We start from the raw sequence: 16836 nt of genomic DNA, 5'->3' as shown, positions 1-16836 counted from the left end.
GCTTCTCCCAAGACTGAGGGATCGCCTTTGCGTCCAGCCGCGTTGAGGCCCGGGCGCACAGGCCCGGAAAGCAGGAGAACCGACATGGTCAACGCAAGCGACATCACCGAGCACATGGAAATCGTGGGCGCCGACGGCGTGCACGTCGGAAAGGTGGATGGCGTCAAGGGCGACCGCATCAAGATGGTGCGCAAGGACGAAGAGCACGGTCAGGACAACCAGCACCACCATTTCGTGCAGCTTTCCGCTGTGGCCTCGGTCGACGGCGGCAAGGTCTGGCTGTCGGCCGAAGCCGCCAACGCGCGGCAGCTTTTCGAGGAAGAAGACGGCAGCCCGGTCGAGCATACCGGCTGACCACAGCACCCGGCGCGGCGCGGTCAGGGCAGCCCGGCCGCGTCGGCCAGTTTACAGGCCGACAAGCGCGCGCGCGAACTCGCTCGGCTCGAAGGCGTCCAGATCGTCGATCTGCTCGCCCACGCCGATGGCATGGATCGGCAGGCCGAACTTGTCCGCCAAGGCAACCAGAACGCCCCCGCGCGCGGTGCCGTCCAGCTTGGTCATCACCAGCCCCGAAACATCCGCCAACTTTCGGAAGGTTTCCACCTGGCTCAGCGCGTTCTGCCCGGTGGTGGCGTCCAGCACCAGCAGGGTATTGTGCGGGGCCGAGGGATCCTTCTTGCGGATGACTCGGACGATCTTGGCCAGTTCCTCCATCAGGTCGGCGCGGTTCTGCAGGCGGCCCGCGGTGTCGATCAGCAGCAGGTCCGCGCCTTCTGCCTCGGCCCGCGTCATGGCGTCCCAGGCAAGGCTCGCCGGGTCCGAGCCCTGCGCGGCGACCATCACCGGGACGCCTGCACGCTGGCCCCAGACCTGCAGCTGCTCGACCGCCGCCGCGCGGAAGGTGTCGCCGGCCGCGATCACCACCTTCTTGCCCGCCGCCTTGAGCTGGCTGGCGAGCTTGCCGATGGTCGTGGTCTTGCCCGAGCCGTTGACACCCACCACCAGCACCACCTGCGGCCGCTTGGGATAAAGCGGCAAGGGCCGCGCCACGGGGGTCATGATCCGCGTGACCTCGTCGGCCAGGGCCTGCTTGAGTTCGGTCGCGCTGATGCGGCGACCCATGCGTCCCTCGGCGATGTTGGCGGTCACCCGCAGCGCCGTATCGGTGCCCATGTCGGCCGAGATGAGCATGTCCTCAAGCTCTTCCAGCATCGCGTCGTCCAGCTCGCGCCGAGGCTCGGCCGGGGCCGCCTCGGTGCGGCCGAACAGGCGGCCCATCAGGCCCGGCCGGCTTTCAGCGGCAGGCTGGGGCACAGCCTGCGCGAGGGAGGGTGCTGGTGCCGGTGAGGGCACAGGTGCCTGCGCGGGGGAGGGTGCTGGTGCCGGTGAGGGCACAGGTGCCTGCGCAGCGGAAGGTGCGGGCGCCGCCGCGACCGGGGCGGCCGCAGGAGGGGTCACGGGCGCCGTCGGGGGCGCCTCGGCTGCTCCTTCGGACACGATGCTGTCCAGCCCCGCGCCGATCTTCGACGAGGACTTCGTCAACCGCTCGCGCAGTTTCGAGAAAAACGACATGAGACCGCCCTTTCGCTTGGCCCGACAAGCTATTCAGTCCCGCGCCAAAGGAAAACCCCGCAGGGAACTTCTTCTTCGCCCAAATATCGGGGGGGGTGAATGGGGGTGGGGGCCCATTCACGCCGTCAGGCGGCAGGGCAGCGCCCCCACAACGGTGCAAATGACAACGGGCGGCGAAATCCTCGCCGCCCGCCCGTCCGAGACCGAAAGTCTCAGGCCTTGCCGAGATAGATGTCCACCAGCTTGCCCAGCATTTCCAGCGCGTCGGCGCGCGAACGCTGGAAGCTGTTGCGGCCGATGATCGAGCCGTTGCCGCCGCCGTCGCGGATGGCGATGGCGTCCTCGTAGACCGCGTCCGAGCCCTTGGCCGCGCCGCCCGAGAAGACCACGATCCGGCGGCCGCCGAAGGCCGCGTCCATGCAGTGACGCACGCGGGCCGCCTGCGTGGAGATATCGATGCCCTGTTCCTGATAAACCTTCTTGGCGTCCTTGTTCTCAAGATGGTCGGTGGACAGCTTGATCTTGATGATATGGGCGCCCAGCAGCGCCGCGATCTGCGCGGCATAGGCCGCGATGTCGATGGCGGTCTCGCCGTCCTTGCTGATCGCCTCGCCGCGCGGATAGGACCAGATCACCGTCGGGATGCCGACCGAGGCGGCCTCGGCGCGCATCTCGGAAATCTCCTCGAACATGTCGAGCGCCATGTCCGAGCCCGGGTAGATCGTGAAGCCGATGGCCGAGCAGCCCAGGCGCAGCGCATCCTGCACGGTCGCGGTCACGGCCTGGTTCTTGCCGGCCGTGTCCGACATCAGCGAGTTGGCCGAGTTGCACTTGAGGATCGTCGGGATCTGGCCGGCGAAGCTGTCGGCGCCCGCCTCGATCATGCCCAGCGGCGCGGCGTAAGCGTTCAGGCCTGCGTCGATCGCCAGCTGGTAGTGGTAGTGGGGGTCGTAGCCCAGCGGGTTCTTGGCGAAGCTGCGGGCGGGGCCGTGCTCGAAGCCCTGGTCGACGGGCAGGATGATCATCTTGCCGGTGCCGGCCAGCTTGCCGGTCATCAGCATGCGGGCCAGGTTGCCCTTCACGCCGGGGTTCTCGCCTTCGTAGTTGGCGAGGATCTTCTTGACGGTATCGGTCATCTGCATCGGACGGCCCTTGCTGTGGTCATGGTCGGCGATGCCATATCAGACGGCAGGGCAAGGGAAAGGGCGGTTGCGCTAACGGAGGGCCGCAGCCACCGGAACACGTGACCTGACGGAACGCAGGGCAGGCCATCCACGTTTGCGTGAGAACAACGGACTCGCGCATAACGGAACAGGAAGGTGGCCCATGTCCCACAACGACAACATCCCTGAAAGGTCGGCCCGCAAGCACCGACCCGCGCTTTGGGCGCTCGGCACGGCGATCGGCCTGGCACTCGTGGCGTTCCTGCTGTTTTCCTCGATGGGAAGCGATGAGCCCGCAGGGGGGCAGCCCGAGGTGGTGGCGCCCGGCACGGACACGGCGGCGGGCACCGCGGGCGGCAGCGGGAATGACGCCTCGGCGCGGGAAGACGCCGAGCCTGGCACCGCCTCGGCCCCTGCAGGCGCAAGCCCGGCCCCCGCAAGCAACTGAGGCACTTGGGAACGGACAGGGCGGCCTCCGGGGCCGCCCTTTTCGTTTCAGCGCTTGGCGGCGATCAGGGCCGCGACGCCCGGCAGGTCCTTGCCCTCCATCCACTCCAGGAAGGCGCCGCCCGCTGTCGAGATGAAGGTGAAGTCCTCGGCGACCCCCGCCTTGTTCAGCGCGGCGACCGTGTCGCCCCCGCCTGCCACGGAAATCAGCTTGCCCGCGCGGGTCAGTTCCGCCGCCGCCGCCGCCGCCGCATTGGTGGCCGCGTCGAAAGGCTCGATCTCGAAGGCGCCCAGCGGGCCGTTCCAGATCAGTGTGCGGCATTGGGCGAAGACCGCGCGGACCTGCGCCACCGTTTCCGGCCCGGCGTCCAGGATCATCGCATCACTCGGGCAGGCGTTGGCCGAAACGACCTCGCTGGGGGCGCCTGCCTTGAACTCGCGCGCGACGACCACGTCCACGGGCAGGTGGATGGTGCAGCCCGCGCCCTGCGCCTTGGCGAGGATCTCGCGCGCGGTGTCGGCCATGTCGCGCTCGGCCAAGCTTTTCCCGACCTCGATGCCCTGCGCGACCAGGAAGGTGTTGGCCATGCCGCCGCCGATCACCAGGTGCTCGACCTTGGTGATGAGGTTCGACAGCAGGTCCAGCTTGGTGGACACCTTGGCCCCGCCCACGACGGCGACCACCGGCCGCTCGGGCGTGCCCAGCGCCGCGTCCAGCGCGTTCAGTTCGGCTTCCATCAGCTTGCCCGCGCCGGACGGCATCAATCGTGCCAACCCCTCGGTCGAGGCGTGGGCACGATGCGCGGCCGAGAAGGCATCGTTCACATAAGCCTGCCCCAGCGCCGCGAGCGAGGCGGTGAAGGTCTGCTCGTTCTCTTCCTCGCCCGGGTAGAAGCGGGTGTTTTCCAGCACCAGCACGTCACCCGCCTTCAGCGCGGCGACCGCGCGCTTGGCATCGCCTCCGATCGCTTCCGAGGCGAAGGCCACGGGCTGACCCAGCGCCTGTTCCAGCGCGGGTACGATCTGGCCCAAACTCATGGCGTCCACCCGCTTGCCCTTGGGGCGGTCGAAATGGGCCAGAAGCACGGGAATGCCGCCCTTCTTCTGGATTTCCTTGACGGTCGGGACGATCTTCTCGATCCGCGTCGCGTCGGTCACGCGGCCGTTTTCCACGGGCACGTTCAGGTCCACTCGGGTCAAGACGACCTTTCCGTTCAGGTCCATGTCGTCAATGGTATTGAAGCGCGCCATCGGGCATCCTTCCTGCCTTGCGGATTTGCCGGTGCTTGTCCGTCAAGCGTGAAGGCGCGTCAACTCTGCGTCAACACGAAGCCGCTTGGCCGCTTCCGCCGGGATCCGGGTCCGGGTCATGGATCGGGTGCCTGCCAAGGCTGGATGCAGAAGGCGCGGTGCCAGCTCCGCACGGTTGCCATCCGGCGCTCGGTATACTGAAACTCGGGCTTCCACAGGAGCGAGCCGTAGCCGAACAGCCACAGGTCGCCCTCGGGCGCATTGGCAAGCATCGAGCCCACGATCCCGTCGTAATCGGCATCGGTCAGGTAGACCGCGCCGGTGCTGGGCCCCGCATCCTCGACCACGCGGGCAGCGCGGGCGACCAGTTCGGTGTCAGGTCCATCTGTCGCTTTGCCATGATCGTGCTCTGCGGGGCCAGCGGGATCTTGAAGAAGGGTAGCACGGATCGGCGGGTCGCGCGTCCATCAGGGACACAAGTGGCGGACCCACCCCGCCGCTCATGCGTTGCGTCGGTGCCGCGGCCGACCTAGACCAAGGCCGCACGAACGAAAGGAACTCCGATGGCCGAGATCAAGGACCCGGAAAACACGATCATCATGGAACTGAAGGACGGCCGCGTGGTGATCGAGCTTCTGCCCGATGTCGCCCCCCAGCATGTCGCCCGCATGAAGGAACTGGCGCGCGCCGGAAAATACGACAACGTGGCCTTCCACCGCGTGATCGAGGGCTTCATGGCCCAGACCGGCGACGTCCAGCACGCCAACATGGAAAAGGGCTGGGACGCGCGGCGCGCGGGCACGGGCGGATCGGACCTGCCGGACCTTCCGGCCGAGTTCTCGCGCCTTCCGCATGCGCGTGGCTCGATCGGCGCGGCGCGGTCGCAGAACCCCAACAGCGCCAACAGCCAGTTCTTCATCAACTTCAAGGACAACGATTTCCTGAACGGCCAGTACACGGTGTACGGCCAGGTGATCGAAGGCATGGAGCACGTGGACAAGATCACCCGCGGCGAGCCGCCGGCGAGTCCCGACCGCATCGTCTCGATGAAGGTGGCCGCCGATGCGTAAGCTGTTGATCTCCTCGGCCCTGATCCTGTCGGCGGGGGCCGCCTTCGCGCAGGCCCCGCAGGCGGCCGATGGCCCCGGCCCGAACATGGTGATCGAGGTCGCCGATGCCGCGGGCCAGCCCAAGGGCACCATCGTCCTGGACCTGCTGCCCGAAAAGGCGCCCGGCCATGTCGAGCGGCTGGTGACGCTGGCCAAACAGGGCGCCTATGACGGTGTCGTGTTCCACCGCGTCATCGAAGGCTTCATGGCCCAGACGGGCGACGTCGAGTTCGGCAAGCAGGACGGCGACACCTCGCGTGCCGGCATGGGCGGGTCGGACCTTCCCGACCTGAAAGCCGAGTTCAACGACCAGAGCTTCCAGGCCGGCACCGTTGGCATGGCCCGCAGCCAGGACCCGGACAGCGCCAACAGCCAGTTCTTCATCGACCTGGCGCCTGCGCCCTTCCTTGACGGGCAGTACACCGTCGTGGGTCAGCTGGTGGAAGGCTGGGACGTGCTGAACGCGATCAAGAAGGGCGACCAGAACGCCAACGGCGCGGTCGAGGCGCCCGATTACATGGCCAAGGTCACCGTTACCGAGTGACGGCCCGCCGGACCCCCGCGACCGGCGGGGGTCCTTCCCGTGCCGGGCGCACCCGTCAGGAACCGCTGGCCCTTTGCAACCTGTGCGCGCAGTATGCGGGTGAAAGGACCACCGGAGCGACGTGATGCCGCCGCAGATCGCAACAGGCCTGTCCCTTGCCTTCGCCGCCTATCTCGCCGCCACCGCAGTCTACATCATTTCCGAGAACCGCCGTCCCAGCGCGACCTTCGCCTGGATGCTGCTGTTCTTCGTGCTGCCGGGCGCGGGGGTGATCGTCTACCTGCTGTTCGGGCGCAAGCACCGGCAGTTCGGCCAGACCGCCACCCTCATGCGGCAGGAGCTTGCCCAGCGCCTCGATCCCGTCTTTGCCGCCTTGCGGCCGGAACATGCGCGCGCGGTCCATCTCATGCACCCGGACGAGGGCTCGGGGGCATCGCTGGCGGAACTGGTGCGCAACACCAGCCATTCGACAGTGACGACCTGCAACGAGGTCCGCATCCTGCAGAACGCGGCCGAGGCCTATCCGGCGCTGATCGCGGACATGAAGGCCGCGCGCCGGTCGATCCACCTGCAATATTTCAGCTGGAACACCGATGAGCTGGCCGAGGAGCTGTTCGCAATCCTTTCCGCCAAGGTGGCCGAAGGGGTGGACGTGCGCATCGTCTATGATCCCGTCGGCTCGTTGCTGATGCTGAGGCACGGCTATATCCGCCGGATGCGCCGTGCGGGCATCCGCATGGAGCCCTTTTCCAAGCTGTGGCGCCTGCACACGATCTCTTATCGCAACCACCGCAAGATCGCCGTCTTTGACGGCTGTGTCGGTCATACGGGCGGGCTGAACATCGGCGGCGAGCATGTGACACCGCCCAAGGGCTTCAGGCTATGGCGTGACACGAACATCCGGGTCGAGGGCTCGGCGGCGACCCTTCTGCAGGCGGTCTTTGCCGTGGACTGGCACAACGCCACGGGCGAGGATCTCTTCCAGCCCGCAACCTTCCCGCCAACACCCGAGCGGCTGAAGCACGCGCAACTGCCCGTGCAGATGACGCTGTCGGGGCCGGATTCTGAATGGCAGGCGATCCGGCAGCTTTACTTCGCCATGATCACCAGCGCGCGGAAACGCGTTTACATGCAGTCGCCCTTCTTCATCCTCGACACCAGCATCGCCGAGGCGCTGAAGGCCGCGGCCCTGTCGGGTGTGGACGTGCGGGTGATGATCAGCGAGCGCGGCACCAACCAGTATGTGCCCTACTGGGCGGCCAACACCTACATGGAGGAGATCGCGGCCGCGGGCGCCACGGTCCTGCTGTATGAACCAGGCTACCTGCACGCCAAGACCGTCATCACCGACGGCTGCGTCTGCTCCATTGGCTCGGCCAACATCGACATCCGCAGCTTCAGCATCAACTACGAACTGAACGCGGTGATCTACGACAAGACGCTGTCGCAGGAACTGGAAGCCGGCTTTTTGCGCGATATGGCGGATTGCCGCGAGTTCACGGTCGCCGAGTACCGCAGCCGCAATGCGCCGGTCCGCTTCCGCGATTCCGTGGCGCGGCTGTTCTCGCCCCTGATGTGAGCCTCAGCACCAGGGCAGTTCCACTGCCACGCCGGGGCCGAGCGGCCGGAAACACTCAGGGGGCATGTCCCGATCGGCAAGGGCGCGCGACAGGTCGAGGGGCGGGGCCTCCTGTGCCTCGTAGGTCATCTGGAAGGTGCCCCAGTGATGGCCGAAGGCGCGGCGGGCGCCGCAGTCCAGCATGATCTGCACCGCCTCGGTCGGGTCCACGTGCTGGCCCTGCATGAACCAGCGCGGCTCATAGGCGCCAATGGGCAGGATCGCCACGTCGGGACGTCCGAAACGGGCGCGGATGCGCGGGAAGATGCTGCCGTCCCCATAGGCGGTGTCGCCGACATGATAAAGGACGCTCCCTCCGGGACTGGTCAGCACAAAGGAACACCACAGCGTCATGCGCCGGTCCGCCACCCCCCGGCCAGACCAGTGGAAGGCCGGTTCCAGGTGGACGGCAAGGCGGGGCGACAGGATGGCCCTTTCGCCCCAGTCATGAGTCTCGACCGCCATGCCGGGGTCGTGGCGGCGGATCACGACGTCATTGCCCAGGGGGGCGATGATCCGGGGCTCCCACCGCCGCGACAGCCGCAGGATCGCAGGGATGTCCATGTGGTCGTAGTGGTTGTGCGTGATCAGGATGGCATCGATCGGCGGCAGGTCGTCGAAGCGGATGCCCGGAGGCTGGGCGCGTCGGGGACCGGTGCCAGGCACGGGGCCGAGGCGGTCGGCATAGACCGGGTCGATCAGCAGGTTGGTGCCGCCGACCTGCACCAGAAGACTCGCATGCCCGATCATGGAGATTCGCAGGCCACCGACCCGGCGCGGGGGGCGGTCGAACCGGGCGGGCGGCGTGACCGTCGGCCAGTATCGGGCTGCCTTGACCGCGTTCATCCAGGCCAGTTCCAGCAGCCCGTTCGCCGGCGGCTCGGACGGGGAATGAAAGCGCAGCCCGTCGAAGTGATCCGACACCGGCCCGTCATAGAAAGGGTTGCGCGCCACCGGCATGAGGGCTCAGCACCGGGTCCGGCCAGCGCCGGGAAGACAAGGGACAGCCATGGTCGTGCTCCGCCAGTGACCGCTGCCTGCCGCGCGATGGGGACGGTGGCAGGTTTCCACCCCTCCAACGATCCCGCGCGTGCGGCGTTCCCCGGGTGGCGAACCCCGTGCCAAGCCCGATCTTTGGCCGGTGATGGAACAAATGGCGGTGAAGTCGTGTTCGGATGCCATAAGCAAGTGCCCCTACTGGAAAGGACCCGGAGATGGCCAACAACTACACCGCCTCGGACGCGCAGAACGACCTGAACGACGCCGCCAAGGACGTGAAGGACGCAGCGCAGGACACTTCGAAGGATGTGAAGTCGGGCATCAACAAGCTGGCTGACAACGCCAAGGACGCGTGGAACGAGGCCACGGGCAATACCACCACCGACAAGGTCAAGCAAAGCGCCGCCGATCTGGCCGCCGCCGCCCGCGAGCGGGGCGAGGAGTTCGTGGGCCGCGCCCGCTCCGAGGCCGACCGCCTGTACCGGGAAGGCGAGCGCCGCGCCCATGAGGTCGCGGAATATGCCGGTGATTACTACGACGAAATGTCCGAAATGGTCCGCCGCAAGCCCGCTCAGGCGCTGGGCATCGCCGCGGGCGTGGGCTTCCTTGTCGGCCTGATCCTGGCGCGGCGCTGATCCCATGTTCGATTACGCGCGCAACATGCAGCTCGCCCTGAGCGACGCGGGTCGGAGGGTCGCCCTGAAGGCGGCAGCCGGGGTCGTGATCGCGCTGGGCGCGGGCTTCCTGATCGCGGCGTTGTGGTCGTTCCTGGCCTGGAACCTCGGCTGGGGCCCCGTCGGGGCCTCGCTCGCCATCGGTCTTCTGTTCGTGGTGGTCGGCATCGTCTTCCTGTCGATGTCGAAGAAGGTGAACCACCCAGTGCCCAGCACCGACGAGCTGAAGGCCGAGGTCGAGACGCGGCTGAGCCTGGCCACCGATGCGGCGCTGGAAAAGGCCCGCATCAAGGCGGTCGAGGTGGTGGACAACGTCGAGAACCGCGTCCACTCCTTCGTCGATGACGTCACCCACAAGGCCGAGCGCTTTGTCGATGACGCCGAGGCAAAGGTGCAGGGCTTCACCCGCAACGTGGCGGGGCAGGCGGCGCAGAAGGTCGGGCTGACGCCCCAGTTCTTCGCCGAAGCGCAGGACACGGTCGAGCGGGTCAAGAACTCGAACGCCGCCACCATCCCGCCCCTGCTCAGCGCCTTTGCCGTGGGCATCGCGATCGCGAACCGTGTGCAGGCCTGGCGCCGGTCGGACAACCGCGACTGGGAACGTCATGACGACCGCTATGATCGGTACGATCGCTACGATGACGAGGACGACGACTACTATCCCTGAGGCATTCCCTGCCTCTGCACATGAAAAAGGGCCGCGGCGATCGCGGCCCTTTTTTACATGCGGGTGGTGCGGCTCAGCTGTTGGCTTCGCGGATCTTCTCGGCGGCCTGCTTGTCATAGGCCACGCCGGTGCGGTCCAGAAGCTGATCCAGCTCGCCCGACAGGGTCATCTCGGTGACGATGTCGCAGCCGCCCACGAACTCGCCCTTGACGTAAAGCTGGGGAACCGTCGGCCAGTCGGAAAAGTCCTTGATGCCCTGACGCATGTCGTCGCTGGAAAGCACGTTCACGTCGCGGTAGGCCACGCCCATGTAGTTCAGCACGCCGGCCACGCGGCTGGAGAAGCCGCACTGCGGAACCTCTTTCGTGCCCTTCATGAACAGAACGACGTCATTGCTGTCGATCAGTTCCTGGATGTCGGTGCGGATGTCGGTCATGTTCCTGGTGTCCTCGGAGAGGTTGCGTTCACTCGGGCGCCCTGGTGGTCAGCGCCAGCGCATGTAGCGCGCCGGCAGGCCCGTCCATGCGACCCTTCAGCGCGGCATAGACCATGCGCTGCTGCTGCACCCGGTTCTGGCCGCGGAAGCTTTCGTCGATGACCTCGGCGGCGAAGTGGTTTCCGTCCCCCGCAAGGTCGGTAATGGTGATCCGGGCCGAGGGGAAGGCCTCGCGGATCAGCGCCTCGATCTCATAGGCTTCCATCGCCATGACGCATCCTCCGGGTTGCTCTGCCGGACTGACTTAGGACGGGGTGCAGGGGGGCGCAAGGGGGCCGCCCCCGCGCCCAGGGGCCGCGTCAGTCGGGCAGGATGCGGCCCAAGATCTGCCTGGCCGTTCCCGCGATCATGCCTGCGGGCCGCTGCTCGTGCCACATCGCCGTGGCATAGGCGCGGGCCTGATCCAGGGTGATGTGAGGCGGCAGGGGCGCCACGTTCGGGTCGCTGAGGATGTCCAGCACGAAGGGACGGTCCGAAGCCAGCGCCTCGTCCCAGGCGGCGCCGATGTCCTCGGGCCGTTCCACGCGGCGGCCGCCGAGACCCATCAGCTTCGCGATGTCGGCATAGGGAATGTCGGGCAGGGTCTGGCTGGCGGGCCACTTGGGATCGCCGATCTGGACGCGCTCCTCCCATGTAACGAAGGCCAGCTCGCGGTTGTTCAGCGCCATGACGATCAGGCGCGGATCCTTCCACTGCCGCCAATAGCGCGAGATGGTGATGAGTTCCGACATCCCGTTCATCTGCATCGCGCCGTCGCCTGCAAGCGCGATCACCGGCCGGTCGGGATGGGCGAACTTGGCCGCGATGGCATAGGGCACCGCGCAGCCCATCGTCGCCAGCGTGCCAGAGACCGAGCCCATCATGCCTTCGCGCAAATCGAGGTTGCGCGCCCACCATACGGTCGTGGTGCCGCTGTCTGCGGTGACGATCGCACGGTCGGGCAGGCGGGGCGTCAGCTCGGTTGCGATCTTCTGGGGATTGATCGGATCGGCCTCGACCGCCGCCTCGCCGGCCAAGGCCTCGCGCGAGTCCCGGACGGATTTCTCGACCTGCTCGCGCCAGCTTCGATCCTCCTTGCGCTTCAGCAGCGGGATCAGGGCGCGCAGGGTGGCGGCAGAGTCGCCCTGCAGGTTGACCTCCATCGGATAGCGCAGGCCCAGCATCCCGGCATCGAGATCGATCTGCACGGCCCGCACGCTGCCGGGCTTGGGCAGGTATTCGGCGTAAGGGAACCCCGAGCCGACCCACAGCAGCGTGTCGCAGCCCTTCATCAGCGCATCGCTGGCGGGCGTTCCCAGAAAGCCCATCGAGCCCGTGACCCAGGGCAGGTCGTCCGGCAGCGCCGTCTTGCCCAGCAGCGCCTTGGCGACACCCGCGCCCAGGATCTCGGCCACCTCGGTGACCTCGGCGTCCGCCCCGATGGCCCCCGCGCCGACAAGGATCGCCACCTTCTCGCCCGCGTTCAGCACCTCGGCCGCGGCGCGCAGCGAGGCGTCAGTGGGGACCGGCACCGTATCTGCAAGGCCCACGCCCGAGAAGGTGGACCCATGCTCGCGCTGGGGCATCTCCATCGGTTCGTTCTGCAGGTCGTTGGGCAGGATCACGCAGGTCACGCGGCGTTCCGCCTTGGCAATGCGCCAGGCGCGGTCGATCAGGTGAGGGACCTGGTTGGGCAGGGTGGCCGTGGCGACAAAGGCCCCCGCCACGTCCTTGAACAGCGATTGCAGGTCAAGGTCCTGCTGGTAATGCGAGCCCATCGCCGCCCGCGCCTGCTGACCGACCAGCGCCACCACCGGCATGTGGTCGCCCCGCGCGTCGTAGAGCCCGTTCAGCAGATGCACCGCGCCGGGCCCCGAGGTCGCAAGGCAGAAACCCACCTCTCCGGTGAACTTGGCGTGGGCGGTGGCGCAAAGGCCCGCCATCTCCTCGTGCCGGACCTGGACGAACTCGATCAGGGGGGCTTCGGGATCGGCCTCACGCGCCTTCTCCATGCGCTGCAGGGCGCCGATCAGCCCGCCGACGCCGTCGCCGGCATAACCGTAGACCCGGCGCGCACCCCAGTCGTATGCGCGCTGCATGATGAAATCGGCAACCGTATCGGCCATCGTCCTTCCCCCGTGCGTCCTGATGCGACAGGAACGGGCAGGTGCGGGAAGGGGTTGCGTCGGCGGGCCATTTATCGGCCGGAACGGGTGGGCCGGTCGGTCGTTAAACCCTGCACCGGTAAGATGGGACCAGGGCGATGCCGGACCCTCGGATGGAACGCGAGCGCATGGTCGAGACGCAGATCGCGGCACGCGGAGTCCGCGATCCGAGGGTGCTGCGGGCCATGCGCGAGGTGCCGCGCGAAGCCTTCGTTCCGCCGCATCTGGCAGATGAGGCGCATGTCGACCGGCCCCTCTCCATCGGCGAAGGCCAGACCATCTCGCAGCCCTTCATCGTGGCGCTGATGCTGGACGCGGCCGGGATCGGGCCGCAGGACCGCGTGCTCGAGATCGGGGCAGGGTCCGGCTATGCCGCCGCCGTGGCAAGCCGCCTCGGCGCGCAGGTCTGCGCCGTGGAACGCATCGGGGCGCTGGCAGAGGCCGCGCGCGAAAGACTGGCGCGGCTGGGCTATGACAACGTCGAGGTCCGGCAGGGCGACGGGACCGGGGGCTGGCCCGGCGGCGGCGCTTTCGACGTGATACTCGTCTCTGCCGCGGGTCCCGAGGTGCCGGGCGCGCTGGTGGCGCAGCTTGCGCCGGGCGGGCGGCTTGTGATGCCGGTGGGGGAACGATTTGGGCCGCAGCAGCTTGTCCGCCTGTGCCGCACGCCGGACGGGCTGCGGCAGGACGACGTGGGCGCCGTGGCCTTCGTGCCCCTGATCGGGGCCGAGGGCTTTGCCGAGGACAGCTGATCCCGCCCGGAACCGGCGGCAAGGAAAGGACGCGAGGATGGCCGAGTTTCAGATCGAACGCGAGGAAGGCGGCAAGGGCGGGCGCTATGTCGCCCGGATCGAGGGGGCCGAGGCCGAGATGACCTGGACTGCCTCGGAAAGCGTGGACGTGATCGACCACACCTTTGTCCCGCCCGAACTGCGCGGACGGTCCCTGGGCGAGGCGCTGGTCTGGCGTGCGGTCGAGGATGCGCGCCGGAGCGGCCGCAAGATCCTGCCCATCTGCAGCTTCGCCGCCGCGCAGTTCCGACGGCACGCGGATTGGCGGGACGTCCTGCCGGGCTGAGGCAGGGCCGTCACGTTTCCACCCGGCGGGGTTGACGGGCCGGCGCGGGCATGGGCAGAACCCGGGCCGACCACGCATATCGAAGGACCGCGCCCATGACCCTGCCCACCCGCCGCACGATCCTGACCGCCGCCCTGACGGTCGGCCTGTCGCCGCTTGCCGCCTGGGCGCAGGAGGCCGCCTGGCCGACCGGGCCGGTCCATGTCTATGTCGGCTTCCCGGCAGGGTCCTCGCCCGACACCCTGGCACGGCTGATCACCGAGCCGTTGGCCCAGCGCCTCGGGCAGCCGGTGGTGGTCGAGAACAAGGCAGGCGCGGGTGGCGTGATCGGTGTCCAGCAGATGCTGGCGGCCAAGCGCGACAACCATTCCTTTGGCGTCACGATCAACGGCCCGCTGACCACCTCGGCCCGCCTGACGCCCGACTTGGGCTATGACGTGGCCAAGGACATCGCCCCCGTGGCGCTGCTGGCGACCTCGCCACTGGTGCTGGCGATGGCGACCGAGGCCGAACCCACCGACATCGCCAGCTTCATCGAGGCGGCCAGGGCCGAGCCCGAGGCCATCAGCTACGGCTCGGTCGGGCAGGGCTCGGGCGCGCACCTGACGGCCGAGCTGTTCGCGGATGCCGCAGGCGTCGAGATGCTGCACATCCCCTTCGCCAGCTACGCCGAGGTCACGACCTCGATCCTGGGCGGAGAGATCGACGCGGGCTTCATGGCGCCCTCGGCCGCGCTGCCCCATGCCGAAGCCGGCACGATGAAGATCCTGGGCGTCACCTCGGCCGAGCCCTTTCCGCAGGTGCCGGACGCGCCGGTGATCGCGGGGCAGGCGGGGCTGCCCGCCGATTTCAACGCCGAGCTGTGGAACGCCGTCATCGCGCCCGCCGGCACCGACCCGGCCGTGATCCAGCGCCTGAACACCGAGATCAACGCGATCCTGGCCGATGCCGAGGTGCAGGGGAAGCTTCTGGACATGGGCTGGCAGGCACAAGGCGGCACGCCCGAGGACCTGGGCGCCCGGATCAAGGACGACACCGCCTTGTGGGGCGCGGTGATCGACAGGATCGGCGCGGCGGACTGAGCGATGCGGCGCGACTGGACGGACCTGCTGGGCGGCGGCGCCATGGTGGCGCTGGGGCTGGCGGTCGCCGCCTATAGCGCCGCGCATTACGACACGGGCACCCTGCGCCGCATGGGGCCGGGCTTCCTTCCCCTTGGACTGGGCGTGATGCTGGCGATCTTCGGCGCGATCATCGCGCTGCCTGCGTGGTCGCGTCCGGGGCAGGCAGTGGCGGTCGCATGGCGCGAGGCGCTGTGCGTGCTGGCCTCGATCCTGATCTTCGGCCTCGGCATGACGCGGCTGGGGCTGGTCCCCGCAACGATGCTTGCGGTGCTGGTCGCCTCGGTTCCCGCGCCCCAAGGCGGCATTGCGTGGCGTGTGGTCCTTGCAGCCATCGTCAGCCTGCTCACCTGGCTGGTCTTCTCGGTCAGCCTGCGCCTGTCCATCCCGGTGTGGCCCGCATGACCGCCTGGGAGGGATTGCTGCACGGCTTTTCAGTCGCCCTTCAGCCGACGGTGATGCTGTATTGCGTCATCGGCGTCGTGCTGGGGACCTTCATCGGCGTACTGCCCGGGATTGGGGCGATGGCCGCGATCTCGCTGCTGCTGCCGATCACCTATTACATCACGCCAGAATCCGCGCTGATCATGCTGGCGGGCGTCTACTACGGCTCGCAATACGGCGGCGCGGTGGCGTCGATCCTGCTGCGCCTCCCGGGAACGCCGCAGTCGGCGGTGACGACGCTGGACGGCTATCCCATGGCCCGGCAGGGCCGCGCGGGCGTGGCGCTGTTCGCGTCCATGATGTCGTCCTTCGTGGGCTCGATCCTGGCCATCGTGGTGCTGGTGGTGCTGGCGGGCTGGCTGTCCCGTGCCGCGACCCAGTTCGGCGCGGCGGATTACGCGGCGATGATGCTGCTGGGGCTGGTCGCGGCTTCGACCGTCGGGTCGGACGCGCCTGCCAAGGGCTTTGCCATGGTCACGCTGGGGCTGATCCTTGGCACCGTGGGCACGGACGTGAACTCGGGCACGCAGCGCTTCACCTTCGGCGTGACCGAGATGATGGACGGCGTGAACCTTGTCGCGCTGGCGATGGGCCTCTTCGGCGTGGCCGAGGTCATCGGCAACATCCGCAGCGCCGAGCGGCAGGGCACGCCCGAGCGCGTCACCCTGCGCCAGCTGATGCCGACCCGCGACGACATGCGCCGCATGACCTGGCCCACGCTGCGCGGCACGGCCTTGGGCAGCTTCTTCGGCGCGCTGCCGGGGACGGGCTCGACCATCTCGTCCTTCCTGTCCTATGCGATGGAACGTCGCGTCGCCCGCGAGCCCGAGCGCTTCGGCAATGGCGCGATCGAGGGCGTGGCCGGACCCGAGGCCGCCAACAACGCCGCCGCCATCACCGCTTTCGTGCCGACGCTGACGCTTGGCATCCCGGGCGACCCGATCATGGCGCTGATGCTGGGCGCTCTGGTGATCCATGGCATCCAGCCGGGACCGATGATGCTGGAAGCGCGTCCCGACATGTTCTGGGGCCTTGTCGTCAGCTTCGGCATCGGCAACCTGCTGCTGCTGATCCTGAACCTGCCCTTGATCGGGATCTGGGTGTCGATGCTGCGCATCCCCTTCCGCTGGCTCTACCCGGCGATCATCGTCTTCATGTGCATGGGCGCCTGGTCCGTGCGGGGGTCCGGCTTCGACATCCTTGCCGTCGCGGCAATCGGTCTGGGCGGCTACCTGCTGTCGCTTGCCCGCTTCAGCCCGGCGCTGCTGCTGCTGGGCTTCGTGCTGGGGCCGCTGATCGAGACGAACCTGCGTCGCGCTATGCTGATCTCTCGCGGCGACCCGATGATCTTCCTGGAACGGCCGATTGCAGCGGGCTTCGTGCTGGTCACGATCGGCCTGATCGCTTTCTCGCTGTGGAATGCGTGGCAGCGCAAGCGTGTCTTGGGCTGAACACATCGGGCATATGTGACGAAAAGAGCACGGATTTTCATTTCCGCGGCATTTTCAGG

At 68.0% G+C, this 16836-nt stretch carries 20 protein-coding genes; 12 read left to right on the top strand and 8 right to left on the bottom strand.

Annotated elements, in window-relative coordinates; translation table 11 throughout:
- Positions 1 to 84: 84 nt before the first annotated feature.
- Positions 85 to 354 (top strand): DUF2171 domain-containing protein, encoded by a 270-nt coding sequence (locus ACFFII_RS07345; RefSeq protein ID WP_377698237.1) that lies wholly within the window; start codon positions 85 to 87, stop codon positions 352 to 354.
- 51 nt (positions 355 to 405) lie between these two features.
- On the opposite strand, the gene ftsY is transcribed toward ACFFII_RS07345, so the two are convergent.
- Together ftsY and ACFFII_RS07335 are read right to left on the bottom strand one after the other, a co-directional pair.
- Positions 406 to 1572, bottom strand: coding sequence for a signal recognition particle-docking protein FtsY (ftsY, locus tag ACFFII_RS07340; protein ID WP_377698236.1), 1167 nt, complete (start codon positions 1570 to 1572; stop codon positions 406 to 408).
- A 212-nt stretch (positions 1573 to 1784) separates the two neighbouring features.
- Positions 1785 to 2714: a class I fructose-bisphosphate aldolase gene (locus tag ACFFII_RS07335; protein ID WP_377698235.1), complete on the bottom strand. Its 930-nt coding sequence runs from the start codon at positions 2712 to 2714 to the stop codon at positions 1785 to 1787.
- 184 nt (positions 2715 to 2898) lie between these two features.
- Between ACFFII_RS07335 and ACFFII_RS07330 the strand changes: the two genes are divergently transcribed.
- Complete coding sequence (locus ACFFII_RS07330; RefSeq protein WP_090753381.1) at positions 2899 to 3183, top strand: hypothetical protein; 285 nt, start codon at positions 2899 to 2901, stop codon at positions 3181 to 3183.
- Between the two features lie 47 nt (positions 3184 to 3230).
- On the opposite strand, the gene ACFFII_RS07325 is transcribed toward ACFFII_RS07330, so the two are convergent.
- Positions 3231 to 4433 carry a phosphoglycerate kinase gene (locus ACFFII_RS07325; RefSeq protein ID WP_377698234.1) on the bottom strand — a complete coding sequence of 401 codons (1203 nt, stop codon included), beginning with the start codon at positions 4431 to 4433 and terminating at the stop codon, positions 3231 to 3233.
- 116 nt (positions 4434 to 4549) lie between these two features.
- Positions 4550 to 4780, bottom strand: coding sequence for a gamma-glutamylcyclotransferase (locus tag ACFFII_RS07320; RefSeq protein WP_377698233.1), 231 nt, complete (start codon positions 4778 to 4780; stop codon positions 4550 to 4552).
- Between the two features lie 216 nt (positions 4781 to 4996).
- Between ACFFII_RS07320 and ACFFII_RS07315 the strand changes: the two genes are divergently transcribed.
- The 3 genes from ACFFII_RS07315 to cls all read left to right on the top strand — a co-directional run bounded on the left by ACFFII_RS07315 (position 4997) and on the right by cls (position 7665).
- Positions 4997 to 5503: a peptidylprolyl isomerase gene (locus ACFFII_RS07315; protein WP_377698232.1), complete on the top strand. Its 507-nt coding sequence runs from the start codon at positions 4997 to 4999 to the stop codon at positions 5501 to 5503.
- Positions 5496 to 6086 carry a peptidylprolyl isomerase gene (locus ACFFII_RS07310; protein ID WP_377698231.1) on the top strand — a complete coding sequence of 197 codons (591 nt, stop codon included), beginning with the start codon at positions 5496 to 5498 and terminating at the stop codon, positions 6084 to 6086. Before ACFFII_RS07315 ends, ACFFII_RS07310 begins: the two co-directional genes overlap by 8 nt.
- Positions 6087 to 6210: 124 nt before the next feature.
- A complete protein-coding gene (cls, locus tag ACFFII_RS07305; RefSeq protein WP_377698229.1) occupies positions 6211 to 7665 on the top strand; it encodes a cardiolipin synthase in 1455 nt (484 codons plus the stop codon).
- Between the two features lie 3 nt (positions 7666 to 7668).
- Here cls and ACFFII_RS07300 read toward each other — a convergent pair whose 3' ends face one another.
- Positions 7669 to 8664 carry an MBL fold metallo-hydrolase gene (locus ACFFII_RS07300; protein ID WP_377698228.1) on the bottom strand — a complete coding sequence of 332 codons (996 nt, stop codon included), beginning with the start codon at positions 8662 to 8664 and terminating at the stop codon, positions 7669 to 7671.
- Between the two features lie 254 nt (positions 8665 to 8918).
- On the opposite strand from ACFFII_RS07300, the gene ACFFII_RS07295 reads away from it, so the two are divergent.
- Entirely contained in the window at positions 8919 to 9338 is a 420-nt protein-coding gene (locus ACFFII_RS07295; RefSeq protein WP_090753394.1) for an ElaB/YgaM/YqjD family protein, read from the top strand.
- Between the two features lie 4 nt (positions 9339 to 9342).
- On the top strand, positions 9343 to 10044 hold the full coding sequence (locus ACFFII_RS07290) for a phage holin family protein (protein WP_377698227.1): 702 nt from the start codon (positions 9343 to 9345) through the stop codon (positions 10042 to 10044).
- 73 nt (positions 10045 to 10117) lie between these two features.
- Here the strand turns inward: ACFFII_RS07290 and grxD are convergent, their stop codons facing one another.
- The 3 genes from grxD to ACFFII_RS07275 form a co-directional block, all read right to left on the bottom strand.
- Positions 10118 to 10480 carry a Grx4 family monothiol glutaredoxin gene (grxD, locus tag ACFFII_RS07285; RefSeq protein WP_090753396.1) on the bottom strand — a complete coding sequence of 121 codons (363 nt, stop codon included), beginning with the start codon at positions 10478 to 10480 and terminating at the stop codon, positions 10118 to 10120.
- 28 nt (positions 10481 to 10508) lie between these two features.
- Positions 10509 to 10751 carry a BolA/IbaG family iron-sulfur metabolism protein gene (locus tag ACFFII_RS07280; RefSeq protein ID WP_090753398.1) on the bottom strand — a complete coding sequence of 81 codons (243 nt, stop codon included), beginning with the start codon at positions 10749 to 10751 and terminating at the stop codon, positions 10509 to 10511.
- A gap of 88 nt (positions 10752 to 10839) precedes the next feature.
- Entirely contained in the window at positions 10840 to 12645 is a 1806-nt protein-coding gene (locus ACFFII_RS07275) for a thiamine pyrophosphate-requiring protein (protein ID WP_377698226.1), read from the bottom strand.
- A 152-nt stretch (positions 12646 to 12797) separates the two neighbouring features.
- On the opposite strand from ACFFII_RS07275, the gene ACFFII_RS07270 reads away from it, so the two are divergent.
- The 5 genes from ACFFII_RS07270 (at position 12798) to ACFFII_RS07250 (ending at position 16777) form a co-directional block, all read left to right on the top strand.
- Complete coding sequence (locus ACFFII_RS07270; protein WP_377698225.1) at positions 12798 to 13436, top strand: protein-L-isoaspartate(D-aspartate) O-methyltransferase; 639 nt, start codon at positions 12798 to 12800, stop codon at positions 13434 to 13436.
- A gap of 37 nt (positions 13437 to 13473) precedes the next feature.
- Entirely contained in the window at positions 13474 to 13761 is a 288-nt protein-coding gene (locus ACFFII_RS07265) for a GNAT family N-acetyltransferase (protein ID WP_377698224.1), read from the top strand.
- Between the two features lie 95 nt (positions 13762 to 13856).
- Positions 13857 to 14843, top strand: a complete 987-nt coding sequence (locus ACFFII_RS07260; protein ID WP_377698223.1) for a Bug family tripartite tricarboxylate transporter substrate binding protein — start codon at positions 13857 to 13859, stop codon at positions 14841 to 14843.
- Between the two features lie 3 nt (positions 14844 to 14846).
- Entirely contained in the window at positions 14847 to 15287 is a 441-nt protein-coding gene (locus ACFFII_RS07255) for a tripartite tricarboxylate transporter TctB family protein (RefSeq protein ID WP_377698222.1), read from the top strand.
- Positions 15284 to 16777 carry a tripartite tricarboxylate transporter permease gene (locus ACFFII_RS07250; protein WP_377698221.1) on the top strand — a complete coding sequence of 498 codons (1494 nt, stop codon included), beginning with the start codon at positions 15284 to 15286 and terminating at the stop codon, positions 16775 to 16777. Before ACFFII_RS07255 ends, ACFFII_RS07250 begins: the two co-directional genes overlap by 4 nt.
- Positions 16778 to 16836 lie beyond the last annotated feature (59 nt).

It is taken from the genome of Paracoccus niistensis (assembly GCF_042432925.1).
Lineage (GTDB): Bacteria > Pseudomonadota > Alphaproteobacteria > Rhodobacterales > Rhodobacteraceae > Paracoccus > Paracoccus niistensis.
Note: the sequence above shows the minus strand (reverse complement) of the source record. Positions and strands in the feature narration are given on the sequence as shown.